This window comes from Serratia sp. TSA_7 (assembly GCF_052692135.1).
Genome location: NZ_JBQZFU010000006.1, coordinates 89,827 through 104,389, shown reverse-complemented (window position 1 = coordinate 104,389; position 14,563 = coordinate 89,827). Strand labels below are relative to the sequence as shown.

The window sequence follows — 14,563 nt, the reverse complement described above, 5'->3', positions numbered from 1 at the left end:
TCCAACGGGCGCCGAGTGGCGCCCAACGTGAATTTCTCTCAACACCAATGAAAATTATTCTATTGCCGCCCGACAAGCGGCGTGACAGGATGCTCCCCAATGGTTTTTTTGGACGTCTGGATGTCCAAAGTGACTCGGCGTAATAGTTCACACTGTCAATCATTGAAGCAAAGAGGCCCGATCCTTTGCCTGTCACCGGGAGTCATAAATATGTGCGATTGCAACCACGCCTTTCACGCTGACGTTGTCGGCAGCCTGTTGCGCCCTGCGGCGCTGAAAACCGCTCGCCAGCAGTTCCAGCAAGGCGAAATCGATGCCGCCCGGTTGCGCGCGGTTGAAGACGAGCAGATCCGTTTGGCGGTGGCAAAACAGAAAGACCTCGGTTTGGCGGTGGTGACGGACGGCGAATTCCGCCGTGCGTGGTGGCACTTTGACTTCCTGGAAGGACTGGACGGCGTGGAAGGTTATGATGCGGAGCAGGGGATCCAGTTCAACGGCGTGCAAACCCGCGCACGCAGCATCAAGGTGGTCGGTAAAGTGGGCTTTAACCCCCAGCACCCGATGCTGGCGGATTTTCGTTTCCTGAAGGCGACGGCCGGCGATGCGGTGCCGAAAATGACCATTCCCAGCCCGAGCGTGCTGCACTTTCGCGGCGGGCGCAAGGCCATCGACAGCCAGGTTTACCCGGATCTGAATGTCTATTTTGACGATCTGGCGCAGACCTACCGCGATGCGATCAAGGCGTTTTATGATGCAGGCTGCCGCTATCTGCAACTGGATGACACCGTCTGGGCTTATCTGTGCTCGGACGATCAACGACGGCAGATCCGCGAGCGCGGTGAGGATCCGGATCGTCTGGCCAAGATCTACGCCGACGTGCTGAATGCGGTGATCGCCGGCAAACCGGACGATCTGACCATCGGCTTGCACGTGTGTCGCGGTAATTTCCGCTCTACCTGGATCTCCGAAGGCGGTTACGAGCCGGTGGCGGAAATCCTGTTCGGCCAGGTGAATATCGACGCTTTCTTCCTGGAATACGACAACGAGCGCTCCGGGGGCTTTGAGCCGCTGCGTTTTATCAAACCCGGTAAACAGCAGGTGGTGCTCGGCCTGATCACCACCAAAAACGGCGAGCTGGAGAACCCGGAGCAGGTGAAACAGCGTCTCGAGGAGGCCGCGCAGTTTGTCGATCGCCGCCAGTTGTGCCTCAGCACCCAGTGCGGGTTTGCCTCGACCGAAGAGGGCAATAGCCTGAGCGAACAGCAGCAGTGGAATAAGCTGCAAAGCGTGGTGAATATTGCCCGAGAGGTTTGGTAAGCGCGCAGATCCCGTTCAGACCACGCGAAAACCGATCGTTTATTGGCGTTTTCGCGCGGTCTCAAGCCGGATGTTTCACGGTTTGTGAATGGGACGCTCAAAAATGATACAAATCATGTAGTGTATATTTATTGATAGCCAATATGATCGACTGGTGACAAAAGATTATCTGGTCGATAGCTCTGGTTTTTGTCACGCGACTTGCCTTTCAACGCTATAAACGTTTAACTTACCCCCCGTTGTCGGACTAAACCTCCATTTATAACTCCTAAAACTCTGTCCATCATCATGAGTGGTCAATTTCGAATAAGGACAAAACGCCGGACGTTACGCGTTTTCTGCTCTTGTTGGTCTCACGATGAAAGGGCAAGCCGGCAACCGGGTGGGGGCATTACGCCACCACGATATCGGGTACTTTTTTTCATTTGAACAGGCAACACGACATCGTATGAGTCATCGTTTAACGTCAAAAGATATTATTGCGCTGGGTTTTATGACCTTTGCCTTATTTGTCGGTGCCGGGAACATCATTTTCCCGCCGATGGTCGGTTTACAATCCGGTGAGCACGTCTGGACCGCAGCAATCGGCTTCCTGATTACCGCAGTCGGTTTGCCGGTGATAACCGTTATCGCTCTGGCACGCGTTGGCGGCGGTATTGACGCCCTTAGCACGCCGATTGGCCGCAGCGCCGGTTTGCTGCTGGCGACGGTCTGCTACCTGGCGGTTGGCCCGCTGTTCGCCACCCCGCGTACCGCGACCGTGTCCTTTGAAGTGGGTATTGCACCGCTGACCGGCGATGGCGCCATGCCGCTGTTTATCTACAGCCTGGTGTATTTCGCGCTGGTAATCGGCATTTCACTGTATCCGGGCCGCTTGCTCGATACCGTGGGCCACGTGCTGGCTCCGCTGAAAATCGTTGCGCTCGGCGCACTCGGCATTGCGGCGTTGGTTTGGCCGGCGGGCACGCCTATTCCGGCTACCGAAATTTATCAGCACGTTCCTTTCTCTTCCGGCTTCGTCAACGGCTATCTGACCATGGATACGCTGGGCGCGCTGGTGTTCGGCATCGTCATCGTTAACGCTGCGCGTTCCCGCGGCGTGAAAGATGCCGGCCTGCTGACGCGTTACACCATTTTGGCCGGCCTGATCGCCGGTGTGGGCCTGACGCTGGTTTACCTGAGCCTGTTCAAGCTGGGTTCCGGCAGTGGCGTGTTGGTGCCGGACGCGACCAACGGCGCGGTGATCCTGCACGCTTATGTGCAAAACACCTTCGGTGGGTTGGGCAGCTTCTTCCTGGCGGCGCTGATCTTCATCGCCTGTATGGTGACTGCGGTAGGCCTGACCTGTGCCTGCGCCGAGTTCTTTGCTCAGTACCTGCCGTTCTCTTATAAAACGCTGGTCTTTATTCTGGGCCTGTTCTCGATGGTGGTTTCCAATCTGGGCCTGAGCCATCTGATCCAGATCTCTATCCCGGTGCTGACCGCGATTTACCCGCCGTGTATCGTGCTGGTGGTATTGAGCTTCACCCTGCGCTGGTGGAACAGCGCGACGCGCATCATAGCGCCGGTGATGCTGGTCAGCCTGTTGTTTGGTATCCTTGACGCGGTGAAAGCGTCCACCTTCCAGCACCTGTTGCCGGAGTGGACCAATCACCTGCCATTGGCTGCGCAGGGGTTGGCATGGCTGTCGCCTTCTCTGCTGATGCTGGTGTTGGTCGCGATTTATGACCGGGTTTGTACGCGTTCTGAAGTGACCGCGCACCCATAATCCCCCGGCTGAATTTTGGGCCACGGACTTGTCCGTGGCCTTTTTACGTTTAAAAAACACGGGTTATTTTCATGCAACAACAGTCACCCTCCGCCCCTGCGGCCAATAAGCTGAAGCGCGGTCTCAGCACGCGTCATATCCGCTTTATGGCTCTCGGCTCGGCCATCGGCACCGGCCTGTTCTACGGTTCGGCGGACGCCATTAAAATGGCCGGCCCGAGCGTTTTGCTGGCATACCTGATTGGCGGCGTCGTCGCTTTTATCATCATGCGCGCTTTGGGCGAGATGTCGGTCAACAACCCGCAGGCCAGCTCGTTCTCTCGTTATGCGCAGGACTACCTTGGCCCGATGGCCGGGTATATCACCGGCTGGACCTACTGTTTTGAAATTCTGATCGTCGCCATCGCCGATGTGACCGCGTTCGGCATTTATATGGGCGTCTGGTTCCCCGAGGTGCCGCACTGGATTTGGGTGCTGAGCGTGGTGCTGGTGATTGGCGCCATCAACCTGATGAGCGTGAAGGTGTTCGGCGAGCTGGAGTTTTGGTTCTCGTTCTTCAAAGTTGCCACCATCATCATCATGATTGCCGCCGGTATCGGCATCATCATTTGGGGGATCGGCAACGGCGGGCAACCGACAGGTATCCATAACCTGTGGTCCAACGGTGGCTTCTTCAGCAATGGTTTTATCGGCATGATCCTGTCGCTGCAACTGGTGATGTTCGCCTATGGCGGCATCGAGATCATCGGTATCACCGCCGGTGAAGCCAAGGACCCGAAAACGTCGATTCCCAAGGCCATCAATTCGGTGCCGTGGCGCATCCTGGTGTTCTACGTCGGTACGCTGTTCGTCATCATGTCGATTTATCCGTGGAATCAGGTGGGCACCAACGGCAGCCCGTTTGTGCTGACCTTCCAGCACATGGGGATTACCGTGGCTGCGGGCATCCTCAACTTTGTGGTGATCACCGCGTCGCTGTCGGCGATTAACAGCGATGTGTTCGGCGTCGGCCGCATGCTGCACGGGATGGCCGAGCAGGGTCATGCGCCGAAGATGTTCAGCAAGGTGTCGAAGCGCGGCATTCCGTGGGTTACGGTGTTGGTGATGATGCTGGCGTTGCTGTTGGCTGTTTACCTCAACTACATCATGCCGGAAAACGTGTTCCTGGTGATTGCCTCGCTGGCGACCTTTGCCACCGTGTGGGTGTGGATCATGATCCTGTGCTCGCAGATTGCCTTCCGCCGCAGTCTGAGCAAAGAGCAGGTGAAAAAGCTGGCGTTCCCGCTGCGCGGCGGCGTGTTCACCTCGGTGATTGCGATTATCTTCCTGGCGTTCATCATTGGCCTGATTGGCTATTTCCCAACCACCCGCGTTTCGTTGTACGCCGGCCTGGTATGGGTTGCGGTGCTGCTGGCGGGTTACTACTTCAAGGTCAGCCGTCAGAAAAAGCGGGCGGTGTTGGCGCCACAGCAGGATTGAAAATGAAAACACCGGCCATGAGCCGGTGTTTTTTTATCTTTTATCTTCCGTTTCATCGTCACCCGAGGCGCGTGCTTCAACGCGCAAACTACTGTCGCACAGTCGTTCTTCTTTGCCCTCGCCGGCGCAGCGCGCCAGCACTTCGCGGATATCCTGCATGCTGCTGCTGAGGGCACTTAGCGAGGGTTGCAGCGTGCGGCTCATGAGGCTTTCATCCAGCGAGGCGCTATGCAGGCAGCCGATAAACATCAGGGTGGCCAGCAGAGTAAACAACCGGTGTTTTAACGATTTCAGCAAAGGCATCTCTTCTTCTGTGCAGTAGGGGAAAAAGCATTAACGCCGTTTTAATCGCAGAAGAAAAGCGTCTGGAGACATCTGCTGGCAATCGGCAGGGAATTATTACCAGCAGACATAATTATGTCAGCCTGCGTCAGGAAATGTCCGCCGCCGCTCGCATTTGGCTCAGCATGCTACGCATGTCGTTGCCGGTGGGCATTTGATGCACGCGCAGATCGAACTCGCTAATCACCGCCAGAATATGATCAAAGATATCGGCCTGAATGCTCTCGTATTCCGCCCATACCGTGGTATTGGTGAAGGCGTAAATCTCCAGCGGCAAGCCCTCCGGCGTCGGTGCCATTTGGCGCACCATCAGCGTCATGCTCTGATGAATATTGGGGTGAGCGCGCAGGTAAGCCACCAGGTAGGCGCGCAGCGTGCCGAGATTGGTCAGGCGACGGCCGTTGAGCGGTGAGCTGAGATCCACGGCACTCTGCTGATTATAGTGACTCAGTTCTTGCGTTTTATCGTTCAGATAACGCTGCAACAGCGGATTGCGATTCAGGCGCTGTTGCTCTTCCGGGGACAGAAAATGCACGCTGGTGGTGTCGATATTGATGCTACGCTTGATGCGTCGTCCGCCGGATTCCGACATTGAGCGCCAATTCTTGAAGGAATCTGAGATCAGCGCATAGGTGGGAATGGTGGTGACGGTGTTGTCCCAGTTACGGACTTTTACCGTGGTCAGGCCGATGTCGATGACCGCGCCGTCCGCGCCGTATTTCGGCATCTCCAGCCAGTCGCCGATTTTCAGCATATCGTTGGCGGAAAGCTGAATGCCGGCCACCAGCCCGAGGATGGGATCCTTGAACACCAGCATCAGCACCGCGGTCATCGCACCCAGGCCGCTGAGCAGCAGCAATGGCGATTTGCCCATCAGCAATGAAACGATCATGATGCCGATCAGAATGGCGGCTACCAGTTTCAGCCCCTGGAAAATGCCGCGCAGCGGCAGCTGATTCGACAGTGGGCTTTGGCGCAGCACCGCCAATAGCGTATCCAGCAGCGAAAACAGCGACAGCAGGGCAAAGGCCATGATCCAGACCTGTGCGGCGGTGACGATGAATGCCTGCGTCTCGCCGCCGGCGTGCAGCCACAACACCGCTTGCAGATTGATGATGACCCCTTGCAGCAACAGCGCCATGCGCTGAAACAGCTTGTACTGGGTGAGCGCTTGTTGCCATACGCGCTGCGACTGCTGGCCGCGGCGCTGGATCGTCGCCAGCACCACGCGGTGCAGCACCAGATGAATGGCCACCGAAATCAGGACGATCAGCCCGAGCACCATCAGCAGAGACATCACCCCGCTGAATTCCAGCCCGAATTTCTCCAGCCACAGTGTTATCTGTTGTTGCATTATCGCTCCTTTAAAAAATGCGCAAAAAATATCCAATACACTCAAAAGACGTTAGCCTAATGGCTGCAGGCCATAATGTGCGGCTGTTTACCCTTTTTTACATAGGGTTGCCGTCGGCTGCCTATCTCCACCCCCCGGCTCCTCCCCGAGTTTAGTGGCCAAAGAGGAGGGGGACTTGCACTCAACGTGGCATTGTTCGTGGCATTGAATAACGTCGTCGATTTCGTTTTGTACAGCAGGAGAACAGTATGCTTAACGCCTGGCATCAACCGGTCCCGCCCTTTGTGGTGAAGAAGGGACAACGCCTGGATATCACGCTGTGGTTACAGGGTGATGATTTGCCTGAGAGGGTATTTTTACGCGCCGAGCCGGATAACGAAGAATGGCTGCTGATCATGAAAGCGCACAGCGCCGAAGGCCGGTGGCGTTATCAGGCCGGCCTGACGCTGAACGAAGGAGAGGCCACGCGGCGCTACTGCTTCAAACTGGTGTGGGCCGATCGTCAACAATGGTTCGGGCCTCAGGGGTGGTCGCTGATCCCGCCGGGCCAACTGGCGCAGTTTGCGCTCGACGAACCTGACCGCAGCCCGGCCTGGGTGGCGGATCAGATATTTTATCAAATTTTCCCCGATCGTTTCGCCAGCAGCGGCGGCGAGCACGGTATTCAAAACGGCAGCTATCGCCATCACGCGGCCGGTTGCGACGTGGTGCGTCGCGACTGGCAGCATCCGCTGGAAGACCGGGATGCCGCTTCCACTTTCTATGGCGGCGATTTGGATGGCATCGATCAAAAGCTGCCTTACCTGCAGAAACTGGGCGTCACGGCGTTGTACCTGAACCCGATTTTCACCGCGCCGAGCGTGCATAAATACGATACCGAAGACTATTACCAGGTCGATCCCTATTTCGGCGGCAATGCCGCCTTGCAGCGTTTGCGAGTGAGTACTCACAAGGTGGGGATGAAACTGGTGCTGGACGGGGTGTTTAATCATACCGGCGATTCCCACCCCTGGTTTGATCGTCACCAGCAGGGCGACAACGGCGCCTGCCACCACCCGGATTCACCGTACCGCGGCTGGTTCAATTTCTACCCTGACGGCCGGGCGCTGGACTGGAAAGGCAACGCCAGCCTGCCGAAGCTCAATTTTGCCGAACCTCAGGTGGCCGAGAGGATTTATCGCGGCGAGGGTAGCGTTGTGCGCCACTGGTTACGCCCACCCTACAGCATCGACGGTTGGCGGCTGGACGTGGTGCATATGCTGGGTGAGAACGGCGGTGCTACCGGCAATCTCCAACACCTTGCCGGCATTTATCAGGCGGTTAAACAGGAAAACCCGCAGGCCTACGTGCTGGGCGAACATTTTGGCGATGCGCGCCGCTGGCTGCATGCCGGCGTAGAAGACGCGGCGATGAACTATATGGGCTTCGCCCTGCCGGTAAGGGGGTTCCTTGCCGGACTGGATGTGGCGCATCACCCGGTGCAGATGGATGCTGCGGACTGCGCGCAGTGGATGGACGGCTACCGTGCCGGATTGCCGCACGGCAGCCAACTGATTCAGTTTAACCAGCTCGACAGCCATGATACTGCGCGTTTCCTGACGCTGTTGCAGGGCAATCAGGCGCGCATGCGGATGGCGGCGGTGTGGCTGATGAGCTGGATTGGCGTTCCCTGCTTATATTATGGCGACGAGATTGGCCTGGATGGCGCCAACGACCCGTTCTGTCGCAAGCCGTTCCCGTGGGATGAAAATCAGTGGGATCAGAGCCTGCTGGCGCTATGCCAACGGATGGCGGCGCTGCGTAAACAGAGTCTGGCGCTGCGTCGCGGTGGTTGCCAGGTGTTATATGCCGCCGGTGAAACGCTGGCATTCGTGCGCCTTTATCAACGGGAGCAGGTAGTGGTGGCGTTACAGCGTGGCGGCAGCGGTGAAGTGGCATTGCCGTACAGCCCGCTGCTGGCCGCAGGCAAATGGCAGCGGCTGGAAGGGCATGGTGAGCTGAGAGAAGAGCAAAACGGCATGACGCTGCAACTGGGCGAAGAGTCGGTCACCTTGTGGCGACGGGTAGGCTAAGGCAGCGAAGGGGCCGATAAGCCGGCCCCTGATTAAGTTAGTGTGCGTTCACACTTTCCATAAGATCAATAACCTACCGCCGAACCTGCCGGGCGGCGCACGTCATTGGCACCGTACAGATAACCTTCGCGTACCTTGCCGGAAACTGCAGAGTCGTTGCCGGAGTTGGTCGGGCTAACGCCCGCGGCACCCGGCAAACCCACCAGAATCAGCTCGGCGGCCCCCCACGGCGTTTGCTCGACCATCTTGTAACCCATGCCGCCGAGGAGTTTCAGCGTATCGGCGGAGACGCCACGCTGCTCGTAATACACTTCGTCCGGCAGCCATTGATGGTGAATACGCGGCGCATCCACCGCTTCCTGCGGCGCCATGCCGTGGTCGATCACGTTCAGCGCGGTTTGCAGGGTGATGGTGATGATGCGCGATCCGCCCGGCGAGCCGAGCACCATAAAGATTTTGTTGTCTTTGGTCACCAGCGTCGGGCTCATCGACGATAGTGGGCGCTTACCGGGGGCAATGCTGTTGGCGGTGCCCTGCACCAGTCCGTACAGGTTTTTCTCGCCGACTTTAACGGTGAAATCGTCCATTTCATCGTTGAGGAAGAAGCCTGTTCCCGGTGCTATCACGACCGCACCAAAGCGGCCGTTGACGGTATAGGTGGTGGAGACGGCGTTGCCGTCATGATCGACAATCGAATAGTGGGTGGTTTCCGGTTTCTCGTGGGGTTCCATGCCTGGCTGCACGTTCTCTGACGGCGTGGCCTTGTCAGCGACAATTTTTTTGCGGATCTCTTCGGCGTAGCTCTTGCTGACCAAGCGATCGATCGGGTTTTTGATGAATTCCGGGTCACCGAGGTAGGTATTACGGTCCATATAGGCGTGGCGCATCGCTTCGGTCAGGGTGTGAATGGCCGCCGCAGAGTTGAAGCCCATACTTTTCAGATCATAACCTTCGACCACGTTGAGGATTTCGCACAATGTTACGCCGCCGGAGCTGGGTGGCGGTGCAGAAACGAATTTATAGCCACGGTAGCTGCAGGTAATGGGCGGCGTTTCGGTGACTTTATAATTGGCGAAATCGGTCGCCGTCAGGATGCCGCCGCCTTGTTTGGCTGCGGCCTCCACGGCCTGCGGGATCTTGCCCTTATAGAAGGCGTCCGGGCCGTCTTTGGCGATGGCTTCCAGGGTGTTGGCCAGATCGCTCTGCACCAGACGGTCGCCCGGCTGCAGTGCGGTGCCGTCCGGGCGAAGGAAGATTTTGGCGGATTCCGGGTCCTGTTTGAAGCGGGCGACGGTGGTGTCGAGAATATCGGTATCGGCACGGGTCAGTACAAAGCCTTCGCGCGCCAGTTTGATCGCCGGCCCCATCACCTGCTCACGGCTCAGCTTGCCGTATTTCTGGCGTGCGGTTTCCATGCCCAGCACGGTGCCCGGCACGCCCGCCGCCAGATAACCATACAGGCTGGCGCCTTTTTTCACGTTGCCTTCGGCGTCCAGATACATGTTGGCGCTGGCCGCCGCCGGGGCGGTTTCACGGAAGTTGATAAAGGTGTCGGTACCGTCGGCCAGGTGTACCGTCATAAAACCGCCGCCGCCGATATTGCCGCAGCAGGGGTTCACCACCGCCTGCGCATAGCCGACCGCCACTGCGGCATCGATGGCGTTGCCGCCCAGCTTGAGGATATCGACGCCAACCTGCGAGGCGAGATGTTGCGATGTCACTACCATGCCATTTTTGGCTTCGACCGCCGGGTTGGAGGCGGCATACAGGCTGCTGCTGACCAGCAGCGCCGCCATGGTCAGCGGCTTGCTCCATTTCTGTAAAAACATAGTTATTCCTACCCTGTCAGTGTTCTTATTGTGATTGACTTGCCGTTTTACCCTGCAAAGAGCGAGCCAGCGTTATTTATAGTAGCTACAGGTGGGGGATTACGCGGTGTTCAGGGCCGAAAATGTGAGCGGAAACAGGGAAATAAAGCCCGAATGAGGGGCAGGCTGCCCTAAAAAAGAGCAAAAAAAACCGGCCTCGAGGGCCGGTTGATTCACTTGCAGGCTGAAATTACAGCTTGGAAGCGTTCTCGGACAGGTATTTAGCTACGCCGTCTGGAGATGCGCCCATACCTGCTTTGCCTTTTTCCCACTGAGCCGGGCACACTTCGCCGTGCTCTTCGTGGAACTGCAGCGCGTCAACGGTACGGATCATTTCGTCGATGTTACGGCCGATTGGCAGGTCGTTAACAACCTGAGCACGAACCACACCGTCTTTGTCGATCAGGAAAGAACCGCGCAGCGCAACGCCGGCTTCTGGGTGTTCGATGCCGTAAGCTTTCTGAATTTCACGCTTGATGTCAGCAACCATGGCGTATTTCACTTCACCGATGCCGCCATTTTCGACAGGGGTTTTACGCCATGCGTTGTGAACGAATTCTGAGTCGAATGAAACGCCAACCACTTCAACGCCACGCTTCTGGAATTCTTCATAGCGGTGATCGAAAGCGATCAGCTCAGAAGGACATACGAAGGTGAAGTCCATCGGCCAGAAGAACAGTACGGCTGGTTTACCGTTCAGGTGCTTCTTAAAGTTGAAGTTTTCAACGATTTCGCCGCTGCCCAATACGGCAGCTGCAGTGAAGTCAGGGGCTTGACGAGTTACCAGGACCATAATTACTCCTGTAATAGGTGTTAAGGGGTTGATGTAAAAGCAAGGGCCAGTATAGGGACCAAGACTCGGCGAATAAAGGGTAAAAGACCAATCGATGAGATAGCTTTTACCTATCGAATTCGATGATTAAATTTAGCAAGCTTTAAAAGTAACCTTTTCCTGCAAAAGGGCAAGGCTTAAAACCCGATTTCTTGTAAAGCGTCGCATTTTCAATGGGTTTAGTTTGACGTTAAAGCTGTTTATCTTTTGCCTGCTGCATCATCTGCGGATAAAACTGCCAGAACTGTGTTTCAAGCTGATGATAGTGGCGCTCCACGTCGGCGAAGGAGCCGGCCAGAGCGGCCAGGCGTGGGCGGCGGCTGGCCATGCCCGCTAGCACGGTGCCGATAAACGGCAGCTCGGCGTAGCGCTCCAGCCAACGTTCCTGCCATAAATACCCGTTTAAGTTCTGAAAGCGCGGCGGCGTCAGCGGCAAATGCGGCACGATCTGGCTGCGGGCTTCTTGGGTAAAGCTGTGCAGGCTGAGGGACGGCTCCAACTGCTGCCAGTGGCGCGCCAGGAAATGGTCCCACACCACGTCGAGCGTGATGGGCGCCACGCGGCGGTGTTCGTCACTGAAGAAGTCACGACAGACCTTCACCTGCGGCAGGCTGTCGGTCAGTACGTCGACGCGGCGGTGCATCATTATGCCGGCCACTACCTCGGGATTGTACTCGCCTGCGGGGTTGCCGCGCACGAAGTCGGCCAACAGGTTGCCCAGCAGCGAGCTTTCCGCCAACTGAGCCAAATGGAGATGTGCAAGGAAGTTCATCCGGGCATTGTATCCGAAGTCGTGCAAATCCTCCTTATTTCTTGCTGCTGACCGCCCGCGGCTTTAGACTAGGCCGCTTGTTTTTTACCAACCAGTCTTATATTGAAGAAGTGAATACCCATGCGCGTCGCCGATTTTTCCTTTGAACTTCCCGAGTCCCTGATTGCCCATTATCCTCAGCCTGAGCGCAGCGGTTGCCGTTTGCTGCAACTGGACGGGCCAAGCGGGGCGCTGACGCACGGCGTATTCACCGATCTGCTGGATAACCTGGAAGCCGGCGATCTGCTGGTATTCAACAATACCCGGGTGATCCCGGCGCGCATGTTTGGCCGCAAGGTCAGCGGCGGCAAGATTGAAGTGTTGGTCGAGCGCGTGCTGGACGATCATCGGGTGTTGGCGCACGTGCGCGCTTCAAAAGCGCCAAAGCCGGGCGCTGAACTGCTGCTGGGCGATGACGAAAGCGTTGCCGCTACCATGGTGGCGCGCCACGATACGCTGTTCGAATTGCGCTTCAACGATGAGCGCGATGTGTTCACTATCCTCAATGCCGTTGGCCATATGCCGCTGCCGCCTTATATCGATCGACCGGATGAAGACGCCGACCGCGAGCTTTATCAGACGGTTTACAGCGAGAAACCGGGCGCCGTTGCGGCACCGACCGCCGGGCTGCACTTCGATGAGCCGCTGCTGGCTGCGTTGCGCGCGAAGGGCATTGAGATGGCTTTTGTCACCCTGCATGTGGGCGCGGGCACTTTCCAGCCGGTGCGGGTGGAAACCATCGAAGAGCACGTGATGCACGCGGAATACGCCGAGGTTCCGCAGGAAGTGGTTGACGCGGTGCTGGCCTGCAAGGCGCGGGGCAAGCGCGTAGTGGCGGTGGGAACCACCTCCGTACGTTCGCTGGAAAGCGCGGCCAACGCCAGCAAGGACGCGCTGATTGCGCCGTTCTTCGGCGATACCAGCATCTTTATCTTCCCGGGCTATCACTACCAGGTGATCGACGCGCTGGTGACCAATTTCCACCTGCCGGAGTCGACGCTGATCATGTTGGTATCCGCCTTCGCCGGTTATAAAAACACCATGCATGCTTATCAGCAGGCGGTGGCCGAGCAGTACCGTTTCTTCAGCTATGGCGATGCGATGTTCATCAGCCGTAACCCGCAGGCGGAACACGAGTCCGTCGGCGCCTGATTCCCCGGGCTGCGCATTTGGCGCGGCCCTGTTTTAACGACGCCAGACTGTTTCTCTGGCGCTGGAGGTTTTGTGAAGTACGAATTACAAGCAACCGATGGCCGCGCCCGCCGTGGCCGCCTGGTATTTGAACGTGGCGTGGTGGAAACCCCGGCCTTTATGCCTGTCGGCACCTACGGCACGGTAAAGGGCATGACGCCGGAAGAAGTGAAAGAGACCGGCGCGCAGATCCTGCTGGGCAACACCTTCCACCTGTGGCTGCGTCCAGGGCAGGAGATCATGAAACTGCATGGCGATCTGCATGATTTCATGCAGTGGCACGGCCCGATCCTGACCGACTCCGGCGGTTTTCAGGTATTCAGCCTGGGGGCGATGCGCAAAATTAAAGAGGAAGGCGTTTATTTCCGTAATCCGATTAACGGCGATAAAGTGTTCCTCAGCCCGGAAAAATCGATGGAAATCCAGTATGACCTGGGTTCCGACATCGTAATGATCTTCGACGAGTGTACGCCGTACCCGGCCGACTGGGATTACGCCAAGAGCTCGATGGAGATGTCACTGCGCTGGGCGCAGCGCAGCCGTCAACGTTTTGACGAGCTGAATAATAAAAACGCCTTATTCGGCATTATTCAGGGCGGTGTTTACGAAGATTTACGAGATGTTTCAGTAAAAGGGCTGGTGGATATCGGCTTTGATGGTTACGCTGTTGGCGGCTTGGCTGTAGGCGAGCCAAAAGAGGATATGCATCGTATTCTCGAACATGTTTGCCCGCAAATTCCGGAAGATAAGCCACGCTACCTGATGGGCGTAGGCAAACCGGAAGATCTGGTTGAAGGTGTGCGTCGCGGTATCGATATGTTCGACTGCGTGATGCCAACGCGTAATGCCCGCAACGGCCACTTGTTCGTGACTGACGGTGTGGTAAAAATCCGTAATGCCAAGCACAAGGATGATACTTCTCCGCTGGATAAAGACTGTGATTGCTACACGTGTCGCAATTACAGCCGCGCCTACTTGCATCATCTCGATCGTTGCAACGAAATACTGGGTGCCCGATTGAATACCATTCATAACCTGCGCCACTACCAACGCCTGATGGCGGGTTTACGCCAGGCTATTGAACAGGGTAAATTAGAGCTGTTTGTTACGGATTTCTACGGTCGGATCGGCAAACCGATTCCACCTTTAAACGCTTGAATTAATAATTGATAACTTAATGAGGGAATTTCAATGAGCTTTTTCATTTCTGACGCCGTCGCATCCGCAGGGGCCCCGGCTCAGGGAAGCCCGTACTCTCTGATCATTATGCTGGTCGTGTTTGGTCTGATTTTCTATTTCATGATCCTGCGCCCGCAGCAAAAACGCGCTAAAGAGCACAAGAAGCTGATGGACTCGATTGGCAAGGGTGATGAAGTGCTGACCACCGGTGGCCTGATTGGCCGCGTGACCAAAGTGGCTGACACCGGCATCATCGCCATTGCGCTGAACGACACCACGGAAGTGATGATCAAGCGTGACTTCGTGGCGGCCGTTCTGCCGAAAGGTACCATGAAGGCCCTGTAATTTTGT

Annotated in this window: 12 protein-coding genes; 7 read left to right on the top strand and 5 right to left on the bottom strand. The window is 56.8% G+C overall.

From position 1 onward, the window contains the following. Positions 1-210 precede the first annotated feature (210 nt). The 3 genes from ACUTQW_RS18515 (at position 211) to proY (ending at position 4,563) form a co-directional block, all read left to right on the top strand. Complete coding sequence (locus ACUTQW_RS18515) at positions 211-1,317, top strand: cobalamin-independent methionine synthase II family protein (protein ID WP_037432250.1); 1,107 nt, start codon at positions 211-213, stop codon at positions 1,315-1,317. A 448-nt stretch (positions 1,318-1,765) separates the two neighbouring features. Beyond that, on the top strand, positions 1,766-3,085 hold the full coding sequence (gene brnQ, locus ACUTQW_RS18510; RefSeq protein ID WP_006323899.1) for a branched-chain amino acid transport system II carrier protein: 1,320 nt from the start codon (positions 1,766-1,768) through the stop codon (positions 3,083-3,085). Between the two features lie 71 nt (positions 3,086-3,156). Next, positions 3,157-4,563: a proline-specific permease ProY gene (gene proY, locus ACUTQW_RS18505; protein WP_020438538.1), complete on the top strand. Its 1,407-nt coding sequence runs from the start codon at positions 3,157-3,159 to the stop codon at positions 4,561-4,563. Between the two features lie 33 nt (positions 4,564-4,596). Here proY and ACUTQW_RS18500 read toward each other — a convergent pair whose 3' ends face one another. Beyond that, positions 4,597-4,860 (bottom strand): hypothetical protein, encoded by a 264-nt coding sequence (locus tag ACUTQW_RS18500; RefSeq protein WP_006323904.1) that lies wholly within the window; start codon positions 4,858-4,860, stop codon positions 4,597-4,599. A gap of 133 nt (positions 4,861-4,993) precedes the next feature. Beyond that, a complete protein-coding gene (locus ACUTQW_RS18495) occupies positions 4,994-6,259 on the bottom strand; it encodes a mechanosensitive ion channel family protein (protein WP_006323905.1) in 1,266 nt (421 codons plus the stop codon). 248 nt (positions 6,260-6,507) lie between these two features. Between ACUTQW_RS18495 and malZ the strand changes: the two genes are divergently transcribed. Further along, entirely contained in the window at positions 6,508-8,331 is a 1,824-nt protein-coding gene (gene malZ, locus ACUTQW_RS18490; protein ID WP_020438540.1) for a maltodextrin glucosidase, read from the top strand. A 65-nt stretch (positions 8,332-8,396) separates the two neighbouring features. Here malZ and ggt read toward each other — a convergent pair whose 3' ends face one another. The 3 genes from ggt to ACUTQW_RS18475 form a co-directional block, all read right to left on the bottom strand. Beyond that, positions 8,397-10,160 carry a gamma-glutamyltransferase gene (ggt, locus tag ACUTQW_RS18485; protein WP_006323909.1) on the bottom strand — a complete coding sequence of 588 codons (1,764 nt, stop codon included), beginning with the start codon at positions 10,158-10,160 and terminating at the stop codon, positions 8,397-8,399. Positions 10,161-10,389: 229 nt separating this feature from the next. Beyond that, entirely contained in the window at positions 10,390-10,992 is a 603-nt protein-coding gene (locus ACUTQW_RS18480) for a peroxiredoxin C (RefSeq protein ID WP_004949238.1), read from the bottom strand. A gap of 229 nt (positions 10,993-11,221) precedes the next feature. Then, positions 11,222-11,803, bottom strand: coding sequence for an ACP phosphodiesterase (locus ACUTQW_RS18475; protein WP_006323913.1), 582 nt, complete (start codon positions 11,801-11,803; stop codon positions 11,222-11,224). Positions 11,804-11,923: 120 nt separating this feature from the next. Between ACUTQW_RS18475 and queA the strand changes: the two genes are divergently transcribed. From queA to yajC, 3 genes are all read left to right on the top strand, one after another. Then, positions 11,924-12,994 (top strand): tRNA preQ1(34) S-adenosylmethionine ribosyltransferase-isomerase QueA, encoded by a 1,071-nt coding sequence (gene queA, locus ACUTQW_RS18470; RefSeq protein ID WP_004949242.1) that lies wholly within the window; start codon positions 11,924-11,926, stop codon positions 12,992-12,994. A gap of 72 nt (positions 12,995-13,066) precedes the next feature. Continuing rightward, positions 13,067-14,191 carry a tRNA guanosine(34) transglycosylase Tgt gene (tgt, locus tag ACUTQW_RS18465; protein ID WP_004949244.1) on the top strand — a complete coding sequence of 375 codons (1,125 nt, stop codon included), beginning with the start codon at positions 13,067-13,069 and terminating at the stop codon, positions 14,189-14,191. A gap of 33 nt (positions 14,192-14,224) precedes the next feature. After that, positions 14,225-14,557: a preprotein translocase subunit YajC gene (gene yajC / locus ACUTQW_RS18460; protein ID WP_004949246.1), complete on the top strand. Its 333-nt coding sequence runs from the start codon at positions 14,225-14,227 to the stop codon at positions 14,555-14,557. Positions 14,558-14,563 lie beyond the last annotated feature (6 nt).